General features: G+C 62.8%; 12 protein-coding genes. 2 read left to right on the forward strand and 10 right to left on the reverse strand.

Annotation, left to right across the window (positions count from 1 at the left end):
• The first annotated feature begins 39 nt into the window (after positions 1-39).
• Positions 40-219, forward strand: a complete 180-nt coding sequence (locus tag KI237_RS13035; protein WP_212800155.1) for a hypothetical protein — start codon at positions 40-42, stop codon at positions 217-219.
• Between the two features lie 174 nt (positions 220-393).
• Positions 394-519, forward strand: a complete 126-nt coding sequence (locus tag KI237_RS30725; protein ID WP_283246308.1) for a hypothetical protein — start codon at positions 394-396, stop codon at positions 517-519.
• Between the two features lie 148 nt (positions 520-667).
• On the opposite strand, the gene KI237_RS13040 is transcribed toward KI237_RS30725, so the two are convergent.
• The 10 genes from KI237_RS13040 to KI237_RS13085 form a co-directional block, all read right to left on the reverse strand.
• On the reverse strand, positions 668-1,270 hold the full coding sequence (locus KI237_RS13040; RefSeq protein ID WP_212800156.1) for a glutathione S-transferase: 603 nt from the start codon (positions 1,268-1,270) through the stop codon (positions 668-670).
• On the reverse strand, positions 1,267-4,908 hold the full coding sequence (locus KI237_RS13045) for an SbcC/MukB-like Walker B domain-containing protein (RefSeq protein ID WP_212800157.1): 3,642 nt from the start codon (positions 4,906-4,908) through the stop codon (positions 1,267-1,269). Before KI237_RS13045 ends, KI237_RS13040 begins: the two co-directional genes overlap by 4 nt.
• Positions 4,905-6,149, reverse strand: a complete 1,245-nt coding sequence (locus KI237_RS13050) for an exonuclease SbcCD subunit D C-terminal domain-containing protein (protein WP_212800158.1) — start codon at positions 6,147-6,149, stop codon at positions 4,905-4,907. Before KI237_RS13050 ends, KI237_RS13045 begins: the two co-directional genes overlap by 4 nt.
• A 276-nt stretch (positions 6,150-6,425) precedes the next feature.
• Positions 6,426-8,063 carry a BatD family protein gene (locus KI237_RS13055; protein ID WP_212800159.1) on the reverse strand — a complete coding sequence of 546 codons (1,638 nt, stop codon included), beginning with the start codon at positions 8,061-8,063 and terminating at the stop codon, positions 6,426-6,428.
• A complete protein-coding gene (locus KI237_RS13060) occupies positions 8,060-9,796 on the reverse strand; it encodes a vWA domain-containing protein (protein WP_212800160.1) in 1,737 nt (578 codons plus the stop codon). The genes KI237_RS13055 and KI237_RS13060 overlap by 4 nt, the downstream gene beginning before the upstream one ends.
• Positions 9,793-10,872 carry a vWA domain-containing protein gene (locus KI237_RS13065; protein ID WP_212800161.1) on the reverse strand — a complete coding sequence of 360 codons (1,080 nt, stop codon included), beginning with the start codon at positions 10,870-10,872 and terminating at the stop codon, positions 9,793-9,795. Before KI237_RS13065 ends, KI237_RS13060 begins: the two co-directional genes overlap by 4 nt.
• Positions 10,865-11,359: a DUF4381 domain-containing protein gene (locus KI237_RS13070; RefSeq protein WP_212800162.1), complete on the reverse strand. Its 495-nt coding sequence runs from the start codon at positions 11,357-11,359 to the stop codon at positions 10,865-10,867. Before KI237_RS13070 ends, KI237_RS13065 begins: the two co-directional genes overlap by 8 nt.
• Entirely contained in the window at positions 11,356-12,300 is a 945-nt protein-coding gene (locus tag KI237_RS13075; protein WP_212800163.1) for a DUF58 domain-containing protein, read from the reverse strand. The genes KI237_RS13070 and KI237_RS13075 overlap by 4 nt, the downstream gene beginning before the upstream one ends.
• 9 nt (positions 12,301-12,309) lie before the next feature.
• Positions 12,310-13,269: an AAA family ATPase gene (locus KI237_RS13080; RefSeq protein ID WP_030142594.1), complete on the reverse strand. Its 960-nt coding sequence runs from the start codon at positions 13,267-13,269 to the stop codon at positions 12,310-12,312.
• A 452-nt stretch (positions 13,270-13,721) separates the two neighbouring features.
• Positions 13,722-15,437, reverse strand: a complete 1,716-nt coding sequence (locus KI237_RS13085; RefSeq protein ID WP_212800164.1) for an ATP-binding cassette domain-containing protein — start codon at positions 15,435-15,437, stop codon at positions 13,722-13,724.
• Positions 15,438-15,466 lie beyond the last annotated feature (29 nt).

Raw genomic sequence — 15,466 nt, forward strand, 5'->3', positions numbered from 1 at the left:
ACCGGGCAAGTCAGCCAACTGAATCCGAGGTCTACCGCCATGAATCTGAATCTCTTCTCCGTGATCGCCGCTTCCGCCATCTCTGCCACCGTGGTGCTGCCTGCCAGTGCCAGCATCGAGATCAGCGACAAAAGAAACCGCACCCAGAGCTACACCGAGAAATACCTGCAACAAAGCGCCAACTTCTATGCGGCGCTGGACCACAAGACCCAACACTGAAATATCACGCAACGACCGAAGCCTGCGATCTTTTCATCTTCACTGACCCTCAGGTGCAAGAGAAAAGATCGCAGGCTTCGCCGTTTCTAGAGAAATCCCGCTGTAATATCACTTGGCCATGTGTTTAAATTTGACGCTGACAAATTGACTCCTTCGCAGAAAAGGATCGACACCATGGCGATGCGTCTGGCAGTAATGCTGCTTTTTCTTTATTCCACCCCGATTGTCTCGGCGGCTCAACCGGATGCCGGTGAGTTGGAAGTGGCTCGTGAGCGATTGTTGAGCTTGCTCAACGACTGATTGGACTGGACCCGGTATTGATATTTTGTGGGAGTAAGGCTTGCCCGCGATGAAGGCAATGCGGTCCTTCAGAAATCGAGTCGCCTGTATCGCGGGCAAGCCTTGCTCACACAAGAAATCCTCTCGCCACAGGCCTGGATGCAAGCAGCTACTTGGCCATGATCGCCACGAACAGTTCGGACTCCAGGAATCGACGCAACCAGTCCTGTAGCCGAGGGTAGGGCGCCTGGGCAAACCAGTCGCGGTCGACGTGGGCGAACTGTCGTATGAAGGGCATCACCGCCACGTCGGCCAGGCTCGGGTGATGCGCCGCCAGAAACGGCCGGGTTTCAAGCAAGGCCTCAAGTCTGCGCAGAAAGGCTTCACCTTCGCTGCGGTAATGTTCCTTGGCGTACTCGGGATGGCGTTCGGGGTATTTGTAGCGATTCAAGTGCAGCTTGAACACCTGGTCGTTTTCCTCGATCAACGCCGCCGCCAGCGCCTGGCCTTCGGGGGCGTCCCGTAGCCTCCAGTCTTGCGGATCGTGCTGGGCCAAGGCCCAGTTCATGATCTCCAGGCTTTCATCGATCACCCGGCCAGCGACCTGCAGCACCGGCACCGTGCCTTTGCTGGAGAGGGCGAGCATCTCGGCGGGCTTGGCCTTCAGGCTGACTTCGACAATGTCCAGTGCGATCGCGCTGTAGCGCAGGGCCATGCGCGCCCGCATCGCATACGGGCAGCGACGAAAGGAATAGAGCGTGGCGCGGCTCATTTCACCTCCACTGTGCTCAGTCCGTTGCCCTGGCGCCGGACCTGGATCTGCACCGGGATCCGCTCGTGCATTTCCTGCACGTGGGAGATCACCGCGACCTTGCGGCCCTGGGCCTGCAGTCCGTCGAGGGCGTCCATCGCCAGTTGCAGCGATTCGGGGTCGAGGCTACCGAAGCCTTCGTCGATGAACAGCGATTCAATTTTCAGCGTGCTGGACGTCATCGAGGCCAGGCCCAAGGCCAAGGCGAGGGAGACCAGGAAGGTTTCGCCGCCGGACAACGAATGCACCGAGCGCAGTTCATCGCCCATTTCCGTGTCCATCACCAGCAGCCCGAGCATGCTGCCGCCACGCTTGAGCCGGTAGCGGCGCACCAGTTGCCGCAGTTGGGCATTGGCGTGGTGCACCAGCAAGTCGAGGTTGTAGGCCTGGGCCAGCTTGCGGAAGCGGTCGCCGGTGGCCGAGCCGATCAGGGCATCGAGGCGCGCCCAGCGCTGGTACTCGGTGTAAGCCTGATCGATCTGCTGGGCCAGGGCCTGGTTGGCGTTCTGCCGGCGTTGATCCTCGGCCTGTTCGGCGCGCAGTTCGGCGCAGTGCTGTTCGCTCGCGGCGAATTGGCCTTGCAGTTCGGTGAGGGCTTGGGCGAGTTGCTCGGGGGCCAGATTGCCGTTGTGCTGGGCCTGGTGGTTATGCAGGCGCTGCTCGCGTTCGGTGAGCAGGACGCGGGCCTGTTCGATGGCTTTTTCGCTGTTGAGCAAGCGTTGGCGCAACTGGCTGACGTGGTGGTCGTCCAGGTCGAGCAGGGCCTCGAGGGCGGCATCGTCCAGCTCCGGATGGGCGGTGCGCCATTGCGCGATACCGGCGGCCAGCGTCTGGCGTTCGTGGTCCAGGGATTGAGCCTGTTCCTGCCGAGCCTTGAGCTCGGCGGCCAGTTGCACCAGGTCGTTGCGCAATTGCTGCAACTGCTGATTGGCCGTCGCCTCGGCCTCCCGCGTCTGTTCCAGGCGCTGGTCGAGTTGTTGCTGCCACTGTTCGGCGCTGGTGTGCTCGCCGAGCAATTGCGTGAGTTTTTCCTGGCAGGCTTGTTGTTGCTCGCTCAGCGTGCTGAATTGCAGACGGGCCGCTTCCAGTTGCTGGAGGCGGGTCTGCTGGCGGTCCTGCTCTTTCTCCAGGGTCTGCTGGCGCTGGAGCTGTTCGCCCAGTTCGTCGCGCTGCTGTTCCAGTTGCTCCAGGCGCTGGGCAATCTGCTGGTCGAGCTGCAAGAAGGTTGCGGCGGGCTCACTGCGCAAGGCCTGCAGGGTTTCAGCGGGTAGCAGGGCGCTGAAGTGGCTCAGCTCCTCGTCCAGGCGCTGGCGGTCGCGGGCCAGCGCTTGCTGCTGGTGGTCCAGGTGTTGTGATGCCTGTTGGCTGGCTGCTTCGGCCTCGCGCAGGCGCTGGCTCATGCGCACCGCGTCCTGCTGCAGGGTCAGCAAGGCGGTTTGCCGTTGCTCATCCTGGCTGATGCGCAGGTTCAGTTGGCTATTGTGCTGGGTCAGCCAGGCGTCGCGCTTGTTTGCATCCTGGGCCAGCAGTTGCGCTGACAACGGGTGCGCTTCAAGGCTGGGTGCCAGGCCCTGTTGCTGGCTGGCGAGCTGTTCCTGCTGCTGTTTGAGCTCCTTGAGCTGGGCGATGACCCCGCTGTATTGCGCCCGCAGGTCGATGACTTTTTCATTGAGCAGCTCGACGGCCTTGCGAGCGTTGGCCTCTTCGGTTTCATCAAAGCGCCCGAGGTTTTCCAGCAGGGCTTCGGGCTGATGATAGGGATGCTCGACGCTGCCGCACACGGGGCAGGGCTGTTCATCGTGCAACTGTGCGCGCAGTTGCTCGACACTTTCACTGCGGGCCAGGCGCTGGCGCTCCAACAGCTCGCGGGTAACGGTCAAGGTCTGTTCGGCAATGGTCAGCTCGGCCTTGGCTTCGCCGCCTTCACGCACCAGCCGGTCACGTTCCTGCAACCCTCGTTGCTGGCGTTGTTCAAGCTCGGCGCCACGTTTGTCCAGCTCTTGCTGACTGGCCCACAGTCGGGTCAGGTCTTCGACAGCACGCAATTGCTTGCGGTTGTCTTGCAGCAGGGTGCCGAGCAACTGGATCTGTTCGGCCACTGCCTCGGGCTCGGCGTCGGCTTCCTTGTAGAGCACTTCGAGGTCTTGCCGGCAGGTGGCCAGTGCTTCGGCGGCGCGGGTGGCGCCTTGTTCCAGCGTGGCGAGTTCGGCCTGGCCCTGGTTCAGGCGATTGCCGATCAGCATCAGTTGTTGGAGGCGATCGCGATAGGCGTTCCAGGCATCGCTCAGCGGGGCCAGGTGTGTGCTTTGTTCCAGTGCGCCGGCGATGCGCTGCAAGCGCTCGGCCACCTGCCTTTGCTGTTCGAGCAAGGTGTCGAGGGTGCGCTGGCCTTCGGTGCAGGCCTGTTGCGCCTGTTGTTGGCGCTCGGCGCCCTGGCTGGCATCCCTGGCGAGGCGGGCCAGGGTGCTTTGCTCTTCAAAGGCCTGGCGCAGCAATGGCGCGCTGTCGCTGCTGTGTTGTCGGGCCGCAGCCAGCGCCAGTTGCGTGGCGCCCAGGCTTTTTTCCAGTTCGGCCTGTTGCTCATGGCGTTCGAGCTGTTGCTGGGTGAGCTGCTGGATCTGCCCGGCCAAGGGATCGAGCTGTCGGCTCAATTCGGCCTGACGGATGAACTGATGGCGTTGGGGCGCCAGTTGTTCCAGGCGGACCAGTTTCAGGCGTTCGTCGGCCAGGGCGTTCCAATCGGCCTGGGCCTGCTGCAACTGTTCGGCGGCGCTGGCGTGTTCATCCTGCAATAGGCCCAGGTCGCGCAGCCAGGTGTGTTGCTGCTCCAGTTGCTTGAGTTGCGCCTGTTGGGCCTTGAGTTGTTGCTGGGCGTCGTTGAAACGCTGGTCCAGCTCGGCCCGGGCCTCGGGGGCCAGCGGCGTGACACCGTTGGCCTGGTCTTGCAGTTGCCGGTGGCTGTCCTTGGCTTGCTTGGCCTTGTCGAAGGCTCGGCGACCGAGGCGGGTATACAGCGCGGTGTCGGTAAGTTTTTCCAACAGTTCGCTGCGATCGTTGTCATCGGCCTTGAGGAACGCGCTGAACTCGCTCTGGGCCAGCAGCACGGCACGGGTGAACTGTTCGAAGTTCAGGCCCAGGGCCGCTTCGAGCTGGGTCTTGTACTCGCCTTTCTGGCTCGCCAGCAGTTGATCGTTGTCCAGGTCCCGCAGGCTCTGGCGGCTGGCTTGCAACTTGCCGCCGGCTTTTTCCCGGGCGCGATTGGCTTCCCAGCGGGCCCGATAGCGGCGTCCGTCGATGCCGCGAAAATCCACTTCGGCATAGCCATCGCCGGTGCCACGGCGCAACAACGTGCGCGGATCGCCCGTGGCAATCTCGCCATCGACGTCCGGCACCTTGGCGTCGCGTCCGGTGTTATTGAGGCGCGGCACGGCGCCGAACAGCGCCAGGCACAAGGCGTCGAGCAGCGTGCTCTTGCCGGCGCCGGTGGGGCCGGTAATGGCGAACAGGCCCGCGCTGGCCAAGGGTTCGGCGGTGAAATCGATTTCAAACGGCCCGGCCAGGGACGCCAGGTTCTTGAGGCGGATCGCGAGGATCTTCATGGTTGCTCGCTCTCCATCTGCACGTCTTGCAACAGCACGGCAAAGTCCTTGAGGGTCTGTTCGTCCACTTCGTTGCCGTAGGTGTCCTGCCAGGCGCGGCTGAACAACTCCTGCGGGCTGAGTTGATCCAGCTCCACCAGTGCGCTGCCGTCATCGGCACTGCCGGAGCCACCGTTGCCGGCGTACTCGGCGGCGATCCGCACCAGGCGTACGGCCTTGCCTTGCAGTGCGGTTTCAACCTGGTGACGCAGGTCTGGCTGCGGTTCATCGAGGCGCACCCGCACTTCCAGCCAGGGTTGGCGCTGGACATCGGCCAGCAGGTCGATGTCGGGCAGGTCCTTGAGTTGCCCCAGCAGATCGGCCAGCGGCGCCGGGCCCAGGCGTTGCAGGTTGACGGCTCGTGGGATCAGGCGCGGCTCGACCTTGACCAGGGCCTCGCCGTCCAGGGTGATGTCGAGGATCTGATGCTGATAACCGATCTCCGAAAATGACAGCGGGATCGGCGAACCGCTGTAGCGGATACGCTCTTCACCGTTGACCTTCTGCGGCTTGTGCAAGTGGCCGAGGGCGACGTAGCTGATGCTCGGGCCGAACAGGCTGGCGGGCAGGGCCTCGGCGTTGCCGATGATCAGGCTGCGCTCGGAATCCTCGGACACCGAACCGCCGGCCATGTGCGCATGACTGATGGCGATCAGCGCCTGGCCCTTCTTGCGCTTGCTGTTGGCCGCGGCGATCAGCCACTCATGCACCTGGCCGATGCCTCGCAGGTAGTCGTCGCCCAGTTGTGCGCCGGTGACTTCGGCAGGGCGCAGGAACGGCAGGGCCAGGCACCACGCCTTGACCTTGCCCTTGGCATCGGGCAATGGCAACAACAGGCGCTCGACATCCAATTGGCCGTCGTCCAGCCACAGCACCCGGCCCAGGGCGTGGGTGCGCAGGCGTCGCATCAGCGGCGCAGGCAATTCGATACGCGAGCCGGAGTCGTGGTTGCCGGCGATCATCACGAGGGTGAGGTTGGCGTTTTGCTCATGGGCGCTGACGATGAAATCGTACAGCCGCTCCTGGGCTTTGACCGGCGGGTTGACGGTGTCGAAGATGTCGCCGGCGATCAGCAGCACGTCGGGTTTTTCGTGGGTCAGCTGACGCAGCAGCCAGTCGAGGAAGCAGGCGTGTTCGAAATCGCGTTCCTGGCCGTGCAGGTTTTGCCCCAGGTGCCAGTCGGAGGTGTGAAACAGACGCAAGGTGAACTCCAGGAAACAGATGATGGCCGCAGGTGAAGAGGGCGGCTAAAAAAGCAGAGTTTACTGGGAAACGGGGGAGAGGACTTGTTCAACTTTGTTGCGTGTACAAGCGGATGAATCGACCACTGAACTGTGGCGAGGGGATTTATCCCTGCTGGGCTGCGCAGCAGCCCCTCATAAAACTGAATGCATTTCGCCAGGCACACCGCGGCGCTTGGCTTCAGGGCCGCTGCGCGCCCCAACGGGGATAAATCCCCTCGCCACAGGAGGCAGTCGCTACTTGGGATAAAGCGGCGGTAACCCCGCCTCAACACCAGCGTCCGGCGCTCCTTCGATAGGCGGAATGGTGCGAATTGCCCGCCACAGGTCTTCGCCTTGCCAGTGTTGGCCGGTCTCGCTGTAGAGCGCGCCGTTGAGACCGTCCAGGGCGTCGGACAGCGGTACGAAACGCGCCGCCATGTCGGCCAGGGTTTCCGGTTGCTGGCGCGCCCAGGCATCCAGGGCCTGGCGGGTGGCGTGGGGGTCGTTGGCCAGGCAGGTACGTTTGAGATCATCCAGCAGGGTGCGCGGGCTCGGTCCGGTCTGGGTCGAGCGCAGGATTGCTGGCTGCCAGCGGGCGCGCCACCACAAGCCGAAGCCCAGCAGCGTGGTGCAGGCGAGGAGGAAGGTGCTCAGTTGCCAGTACCACAGGGTCTCGCTGTCGACCGTTGTCACGATCTGCGTCGTGCCGGCCGGCGTGTCCACCATCAAGCTTGGATTGTTCGCCACTTGCAGGGTCCGCGCCGGGAGACTGGTGCGGTCCAGGTGGTCTTCCAAGGTGTTCCACCAGACCACTTCCACCGGTGGCAGCTCGATGGTCCCGCTGCGGTTGGGCACCAGGGCCTCGCGGTCTTCGCGGCTGCCCACCAGCCCGCGCTCACTGTTGCGGCTGCTGAGTACCGGCTGGTCCGGATAGCGCCGCAGGCCATTGATCTCAGTGGCCGGCAGCGGTGGCAACTGGGCGCTGGCCAGGCCTTCGGCTTCCAGGGTCAGGCTGCGGGTCAGCGAATCGCCGACCTGGCTGTGGGTCGGTTCCGGGCTCCAGCTTTCACTCAAGGACAGGCTGCGTGCCGGCAGCCAGGGCACGTCGGCCGGATAACTGGCAGGCTTGGGCTTGACGCGCAGCAACAGTTGCGTGGAGTTTACCCGCATCAACTGGCCGGGCTTGGGACCCGAAGGTACGGCGTCCTGGGCCACCGGCTCGACCAGGGTAGCGCTGAAGGTCTGGGCCGGAATCGTCAGTTCGCCGCTGCGTTGCGGGTAGATGCCATAACGCAGTTCGATCACGCCGTGGCGCACATCGTTGATGACTTTTTCATAGGTGCGCGATTCGCCCAGTTGCTCGGTGCGGGCGTCGGGGATGTGCAGCGGCGTGAGGCTGCTGTCGTCGTACAGCGACACCGAATGGTAGATGCGCAGGGTCAGAATCGCCTGGGCCTGAACATACACTTCGGCCTGGTCGAGGCTGGCCTCGATGAACACTGCTGCCAGGGGCTGCGAGGCGTTGCGGGTTTCGCTTTCGATCACTTGCAGGGTGATCGGCTGGCTGGTCACTTCGCCCAGTTGCAACGGGGGAATGATCACGGTGCCGCTTTGGCGCGGCAGCAGGGTCACGATCCAACGGGTGGTGGCGCGGTTCTCACCGTCGAGGGTGGTCAACTGGTTGACCTGGCGGGTGCCGCGCACATCGAACAGGGCCTGGAGCGGGCCGAGGTCGGGTTTGCCAAACAACGTGGCGTCGTTGGATTCCAGGGTCAGCTCCACCGTTTCCCCGGAGTTCAGGCGGCTGCGGTCCACGCTGGCCGTCAGTTGTGCGGCCTGGGTCCCAGAGGCCCAGAGCAGCAAGGCGAGGAGGTACGCGGTGAAGCGGGTCATGGGTTTTTTCCCTGGGCCTGATGGCTTTGCTGTTCATACCAGAATTTACGCCTGAGCAGCTCGCCCGGATTATCGGGGATCTGGCGCAGCCATTGTTCCAGGGCCTGGCGTTGTTCTTCTTCATTATGCTGGCCAGCGGCGGGACGCAACGGCGGGGTGGTGGTCTGCTCGTCCGGCAACTCGCTGCCCGGTACATCCTGGGCGGTGGGCGGTTGCGCCGTTCGTGGCGGCTGGGATTCGTCTGGCGTCGTGGTTGCCTCGGCGGCTGGCTGTCCCGGTTCGGAAGACTGGCGCGCCGAAGCGCTATCGGGCGTTTGCTCGGCCTGGCCCGGCTCTTCGCTTTCGGCGGGGTTGGGCTCTGGCGCCGGTGGTGTTTGTTCGTTCAGCAGGTTCTGCACCAGAGCTTTGTTGGTCTGGGCAGGGCGCAAATCGGGTTGCAGCTCCAAGGCTTGCTCATAGGCATCCAGTGCCGCTTCCAACTCTCCACTGCGGGCCAGGGCATTGCCACGATTGTAGTGCGCACGGGCGTCGTTGCCTTCGGCGAAGCGCTGGGCGGCCTCGCTGTATCGGCCTGCTTCGTACAGGGCGACGCCTTGCCATTGGCGGTCCTCGAAATGGTCGGCGGCTTCGGCGGGACGCTTTTGCTTGAGCAGGTGCTGGCCCTGTTGGTCGGCGCGCAGCCACAAGTCCTGGAGCTCGAAAGCATGGCCGGTCTGCGGCAGCACGAACAGTAGCGGCAGGCAGAACAGCCAGCCTCGACGCCCGGCGCAGGCGGCCAGCAGCAACAATGGCAGGAGCAGCCAATAGCCCTGGTCGGCCCAGGTGTCCAGGCGCAACGTCTGGCCGTCGCTGCGCAGATGGCGAGGGCCGCCCAGCAGGCCCAGGCCGCGCAGGTCGCTGTCGTCCAACCGTGCCGGCCGGTAGCGCCCGTCCAGTTCGTTGGCGAAGGCCTTCAGGCCCGGGCTGTCCAGGCGTGGCACCAGGATCGCGCCCTGGGCATCCTTGAGATAACTGCCATCTTCCTGGGCCACCGGTGCGCCTTCGCGGGTGCCGATGCCCAGCATCAGCCATTGCGTGGCGGAACCGTCCAGGACCTGGTGGATGCCTTGGCGTTCCTGTTCGTTCAACGACGAACCGATCAGCAGGATCCGACCCTGTCCGAGTTCTCCCTGGTCCAACAGGGCCAAGGCCTTTTGGATGGCCAGGTCGGCGCGATGGCCGCCCTGGGGCATGATCGACGGCGCGAGGGCTTCGAGCAGGTTGACGCTGGTGGACAGATCGTCGGACAACGGCACCAGCGTGTGGGCACTGCCGGCATAAACGATGATCGCGGTCTGGGCATCGCTGCGGTTCTGCAACAGGTCCAGGACTTTGCGTCGGGCTTGTTCCAGGCGCGTAGGCGCAACGTCGGTGGCGAGCATCTCGGGGGTCAGTTCCAGCACCACCACCAGCGGATCGGCGGGTTTCTGGCTGATCTGTTCGACCCGCGCCCAGCTCGGCCCCAGCAACGCCAGCACGACCAGCAGCCAACCCAGACCCAGGGCAATCCACGGCAACCGGCTTTCACGGCCACTGCCGCCACTGAGCAGCATGGCGTGGAAGGCCGGCGGCAGGATCATCTGCCAGCGACCCACACGTTTCTGCCGGTGCCACAGTTGCCAGAGCAACCAGCCCAGCAACGGTAGCAGCAGCACGAACCAGGGGCGCAGCCAGTGCGGCCAGAGGGCGATCATCGACGCCTCCGCAAGCGCAAGCGCTTGAGCCGCTGCCGCCATTCGGTGTGTTGCGCCGGCTGGAACAATGCTTGGTTGAGTAGACGCTGCAGCGGGTTGTCCGGCCAGCGCGCCCGGGCCACCAGCAGCATGCTCAACAGCAGCGCAACGGCCAGGGGCCAGTGATACAGCGCCAGGGCAGGGCGCGCCTGGGTCGGTTGCTGGGTCACCGGTTCGAGCTGGTCGAGGGTGGTCTTGATCGCCAGCAATTGCTCACCGTCCTGGGCACGGAAATAGCGACCGCCGGTGGCTTGGGCGATTTCCTTGAGGGTCGCTTCATCCAGGTCCAGGCTCGGGTTGACGCCGAGAAAGCCCGCCGTGCCGCTTTGTTCCGGGTCGGCACCGATGCCGATCGGGTAGATTTTCACGCCTTCGTCGGCGGCCAGCCGCGCGGCGGTCAGCGGGTCGATTTCGCCGCCGTTGTTGGCGCCGTCGGTGACCAGGATCAACACGCGGCTATGGGCCGGCCGTTGGCGCAGGCGCTTGAGGGCCAGGCCAATGGCGTCGCCGATGGCGGTATTCTTGCCGGCAATGCCAATGCGTGCCTCATCGAGCCAATGGCGCACCGTGCGCCGGTCGAAGGTCAGCGGTGCCTGCAAGTAGGCCTGGCTGCCGAACAGGATCAGGCCGACCCGGTCACCTTCGCGCCCTTCAAGAAAATCCCCGAGCATATGCTGGACCAGCGTGAGGCGACTGACGTCTTCGTCTTTCCATTGCATGTCGGGAAAGTCCATGGAGCCCGAGACATCCACCGCCACCATCAGGTCGCGACCGCTGGCGGCGATGGGCAATGGCTCGCCCAACCACTGCGGTCGGGCAGCGGCGATCAGCAACAGCAGCCAGAGCAGGATGAAGGGTGCCTGTTGCCGCCAGGTCGGCAGATTGGCCCGGGCTCGCCGACCCACCAGGCCTTCCAGGTCCTCAAGGAAGCTGACCTTGAGCGCTGGCTCGCCGCTGTCGGCCGCCGGCAGCGCCAGGCGCATCAGCCAAGGCAGCGGCAACAGGGCGAATACCCACGGCCAGGCGAACTCAAACATGTTTGCGAATCCAGATTTCGACCGCCTGGGTCAGGCCGGCGATGGCTTTGTCATCGAGCTTGCATTCGGGTTTGTAGGCGCCTTCCACCAATACCATCCAGCGCGTCAGGCCAGCTGCCGGGCAGCGGTTATCCAGGAAAGCCAGCCATTTGCGCCCGTTGAGGGTGTGGCTCTGGCTGTAGGGGTAATGGTTGCGACACAGGCGCTTGAGCAGCCCGTTGAGCTGCTGCAGCCAAGCCCCGGCCGGCGCCCCATCGTAGGGTTTGGGCAGCCGGGCGAGTTCGGCCAGCGCGGCCAGGCGCACCGGGTCCAGGGGTTGTTCGGCACGGGTGCCGGTGCGCTTGGCGGGAATGAACCGGCGCAACTGCCACAGGCCCAGGCCCAGCAAGGGGATTAAAACCAGCAGCAACCACCAGCCCGGCGCCGGGGGCCAGAAACCGATAGGGGGCGGCGCTATCAGCGGCTGCAATTGATCCAGGTTGCTCATCGACTTTTCCCGGCCCGCTTGGGGTTCAGGTATTCGCGCAGTTGCTCGACCATGTCGCCCTGGGTGCTGAGGGGCATCATCAGGATCCGCAGCTTCTGCGCCAGTATTTCCCAGCGCTCCTGGCGTGCCTCGGCCTGTGCGCGATAGGCCTGGCGCAGTTCGAAGTTCAAGGTGTCGAGTTCCAACTGTGAAGCGTGTTGGGTGAAGCGCAGCAGGCCGGCGGCGGGCAGGGCGTGATCCAGCGGGTCCGACAGCGGCAGCAGCAACAGGTCGCAATGGCGCGACAGCAGGCTCAGCTGCTGTTCGGCGCTGTCGGACAACGCACGCTCGTCGCAAATCACGATCACCAGGCTGCCGGGCCGTAGCACTTCCCGGGCCCGACGCAGGGCGATGCCGAACGAGTCGCGATCCGGCTCGCCCTCGGTGTGCAGTGACTGATTGACCCGCACCAGCCGATTGAGCAATTGCAACAGGCTCTGTTTGCTGCGTCGCGGCTTGACCTCGTAATGGGTGTTATTGCCGAACACCAGGCCGCCGACCCGGTCGTTGTGCCCCAGCGCGGCCCAGCCGATGAGGCTGGCGGCCTGGGCGGCGAGCACCGACTTGAACATCAGCCCCGAGCCGAAGAACAGCCGGTGGCTTTGCTCGATCATGATGAAGATCGGCCGCTCGCGTTCTTCGTGGAACAGTTTGGTGTGGGGCTCCTGGGTCCGGGCGGTGACGCGCCAGTCAATGGTGCGGACATCGTCGCCGGCCTGGTAGACCCGCACCTGGTCGAAATCGACCCCGCGTCCGCGCAGCTTGGAGTGATGCAGGCCGATCAGCGGACTGCGCTGTCCCGGTGTCGAGAACAACTGCACCTCGCGCACGCGATGGCGCATCTCGATCAGCTCCGAAAGGCTGACGCGGATGCCCGGTGCGGGCGCCAGTGGGTTATTCATGACGCATGCTCAAGCGACAGCGACGACGTCGAGAATCCGCTGCACGACCCGGTCCTGGTCGATGCCAGCGGCCTCGGCTTCGAACGACAGGATGATGCGATGGCGCAGCACGTCGAACAGCACGGCCTGGATATCTTCCGGGCTGACAAAGTCGCGTCCTGCCAGCCAGGCATGGGCGCGGGCGCAGCGGTCCAGGGCAATGGAACCCCGTGGGCTGGCGCCGTAGGCGATCCACTCGGCCATTTCCGGATCGAACTTGGCCGGGTTGCGGGTGGCCATGATCAGTTGCACCAGGTATTCCTCCACGGCGTCGGCCATGTACAACCCGAGGATTTCCTTGCGTGCGGCGAAGATCGCCTGCTGGCTCACGCGGCGCTCGGGCTTGGTCTCGCCGTTCAGCGCTTCACCCCGGGCCTGCTGCAGGATGCGGCGCTCCACGGCAGCATCGGGAAAGCCGATCTTGACGTGCATCAGAAACCGGTCGAGCTGGGCTTCGGGCAGCGGGTAGGTGCCTTCCTGCTCGATCGGGTTCTGCGTGGCCATGACCAGGAACAGCGGCGACAGCTCATAGGTGCTGCGCCCGACGCTGACCTGGCGCTCGGCCATGGCTTCGAGCAAGGCCGACTGGACCTTGGCTGGCGCCCGATTGATTTCGTCCGCCAGCACCAGGTTGTGGAAGATCGGCCCCTGCTGGAACACGAAGCTGCCGGTTTCCGGACGGTAGATTTCTGTGCCGGTGATATCGGCGGGCAGCAGATCGGGGGTGAACTGGATGCGATGGAACTGCGCTTCGATGCCCTCGGCCAACTCTTTGATGGCCTTGGTCTTGGCCAGCCCCGGAGCGCCTTCAACCAGCATGTGGCCGTCGGCGAGCAGGGCGATGAGCAGGCGCTCGATGAGTTTTTCCTGGCCGAGAATCTGCGTTGAAAGAAAGGTTCGCAGCGCCAGCAGCGCTTCACGATGTTCCATCGGTGACTGTTCCTGGAAAGGGTGGCCCCAGGCGTTTGGATAACGTCGGGGCTGGGGGCGTTACTTTAATGCATGGCGGGGGGTGGCGACTAACGGGATTTTGTCTGGTGTGCGGATTTGTGATCGGTTTGGATTCATGGTGGGAGCGAGTTTGCTCGCGAAGACGTCGGTACATCCAGCATCATCGTCTCAGGCAGACCGCCATCGCGAGCAAGCTCGCTCCCACAGAGCACCCGATGCCATGAACACTGGAGATCAGTGTGGGAGCCGAGCTTGCTCGCGATGACGGCGCAACATTCAACTTCAATGCAGCCTGACCCACCGCTATCGTGAGCAAGCTCAGCTCCCACAGGGGATTGGCGGTGGACGCAGGATCAAGGAACGCCACAGGTCCATTGTGGGAGCGAGCCTGCTCGCGATGACTGTAGTAGATCCGGCACTTCATATTTTCGCTAGTTTTGCATCCGAATCTCATCCACCAACAGCCTGATGGCTGGCCTATCGATCAGATCCCACCACGGGCCATCCTCCACGATTGCCCCGTCATGCATCACAATGACCCGGTCAAACCGATGCAGGTGGTCAACGTCATGGGTGACACATATCAACCCCTGCCCGGCAAAAACGTCAAATAACAGGTCCCAAAGAGGCGAGGTCAGCCTGGGTTCGATCGATGCGCTTGGCTCGTCGAACATATTGAATTTTCCCGGCTTGTTGATCAGACGCAGCAGCGATAGGCGTTTGGCTTCGCCTCCGGAGATATTCGATGCACTTTCGCTGACCTGCCGTGTTTTCACGATCTCATCCAGTTCCAGTTGCCGTATGGCTCTAGACAAAATCGGCGATGCGCTGCCTCCGAACAGAACCGATTGTTCAAAAGAGCCTTCCAGAAACTGCGGTTGTTGGGGGCAGTATCTCAAGGCGTCCAAGTGAGCTTGACCGGACAAAAGTGAGACCGGTACCGAGTCGATACTCAGTGGGTCCCGCTTTGATGCATCAAGCCCGGCGAGCACTTCCAGAAAAGTGGTTTTGCCTGCGCCGCTAGGGCCCGTAACGGCCACTGACTGTCCTTGAACAAATACCAGGGAGCGCTTGATCGACAGGCGAAGCGGTCCCGTTCCTGCTACTTCGCAGGGGCCGAGTTCCAGAACTGAGGAGCGCTGGAAATCGACCCACTCCAGCCGATTGCTACGATCGAAATCCGGCAGTGATAGCAGATCCTGAAATTGACGCTGGTCTGCAAGGAACTGATCAAGAACACGATACCCTTCAGTCAAGGTTGAAATACTGAGCAGGTAACTCCCCGCGATTGAAAAAATGGCAACCAGCTGCCCGACGCTGATACTGGGCTGACCCGAAAGCTGGTCCACGACGCCCCAGTAGAGCAATCCTCCTGTGGAAAGGCTTACGAACAGTATCTTGGCGGTGCTCAGCAGGCCGCCAGAGGATGCCGTAGTCACAGCAGCGTCGGCATAACGTCCGAACGCCGCGTTCAACGGGTGCAGGGCAGTGGGTATGGCACTTTCCAGTTTTATGGTTTTTCCCGCGTTGAGGGTGTTGTAGAGGTGGGCACTTAACTCATCTTCCTGTTCATTGACTGCATCAATGTGCTTTCTCCGCCATCTGATAATTTTATGGGTAACAGCCAGATAAATAATTCCGAACACCGTCATGCTCAAAAAAATTTCACCGCCCCCTATGTAAATAAAAGCCGCCCCAACAACTATGAATTCCAAAAGTACGGGAAGCGCAATGGTTACAATGAAAGTGAGTAGTTGTTCGTGCGCGGTAATTCCGCGCTCGACCGATTTGATGAAGTGGCCGATTCTCCAGGAGTTGAACAACGAAAACTCTTTACCTATGAGTTCGCTGATCCACTCAATGGAAGCGTTCATGATAATGCTCTGTACCAGCTTGGACAGCGCATGGAGTTGCAGGGGAGTGATGATGGCATGAATGCATCCCGCGACAATCAGGCCTGTCGTCAGTGCGAGCAGGGTGCTGGATGCCGGATTTGTGTTGTCTTGCAGGGTGTCAATGATGGTTCCGAGTAACAGTGGAGGGGCAAGTGTGATGAGTTTGAGTGCGATGATTGTGACTATAGTCATCGCTAGAAGTTTGGTGTGTTGCTTGTAGGCGTTTTTTATCATTGCCCGGAGGCTATGCATGTACTCGCTCCTGATAAGTGGAACGTTCG

The sequence above is a fragment of the Pseudomonas sp. St316 genome (genome assembly GCF_018325905.1).
Classification (GTDB): Bacteria; Pseudomonadota; Gammaproteobacteria; order Pseudomonadales; family Pseudomonadaceae; genus Aquipseudomonas.

Coding starts and splice junctions, on each gene's coding strand:
- KI237_RS13045 (WP_212800157.1), bottom strand. CDS start 4,908: ATGAAGATCCTCGCGATCCGCCTCAAGAACCTGGCGTCCCTGGCCGGG.
- KI237_RS30725 (WP_283246308.1), top strand. CDS start 394: ATGGCGATGCGTCTGGCAGTAATGCTGCTTTTTCTTTATTCCACCCCG.
- KI237_RS13065 (WP_212800161.1), bottom strand. CDS start 10,872: ATGTTTGAGTTCGCCTGGCCGTGGGTATTCGCCCTGTTGCCGCTGCCT.
- KI237_RS13035 (WP_212800155.1), top strand. CDS start 40: ATGAATCTGAATCTCTTCTCCGTGATCGCCGCTTCCGCCATCTCTGCC.
- KI237_RS13040 (WP_212800156.1), bottom strand. CDS start 1,270: ATGAGCCGCGCCACGCTCTATTCCTTTCGTCGCTGCCCGTATGCGATG.
- KI237_RS13060 (WP_212800160.1), bottom strand. CDS start 9,796: ATGATCGCCCTCTGGCCGCACTGGCTGCGCCCCTGGTTCGTGCTGCTG.
- KI237_RS13070 (WP_212800162.1), bottom strand. CDS start 11,359: ATGAGCAACCTGGATCAATTGCAGCCGCTGATAGCGCCGCCCCCTATC.
- KI237_RS13075 (WP_212800163.1), bottom strand. CDS start 12,300: ATGAATAACCCACTGGCGCCCGCACCGGGCATCCGCGTCAGCCTTTCG.
- KI237_RS13085 (WP_212800164.1), bottom strand. CDS start 15,437: ATGCATAGCCTCCGGGCAATGATAAAAAACGCCTACAAGCAACACACC.
- KI237_RS13080 (WP_030142594.1), bottom strand. CDS start 13,269: ATGGAACATCGTGAAGCGCTGCTGGCGCTGCGAACCTTTCTTTCAACG.
- KI237_RS13055 (WP_212800159.1), bottom strand. CDS start 8,063: ATGACCCGCTTCACCGCGTACCTCCTCGCCTTGCTGCTCTGGGCCTCT.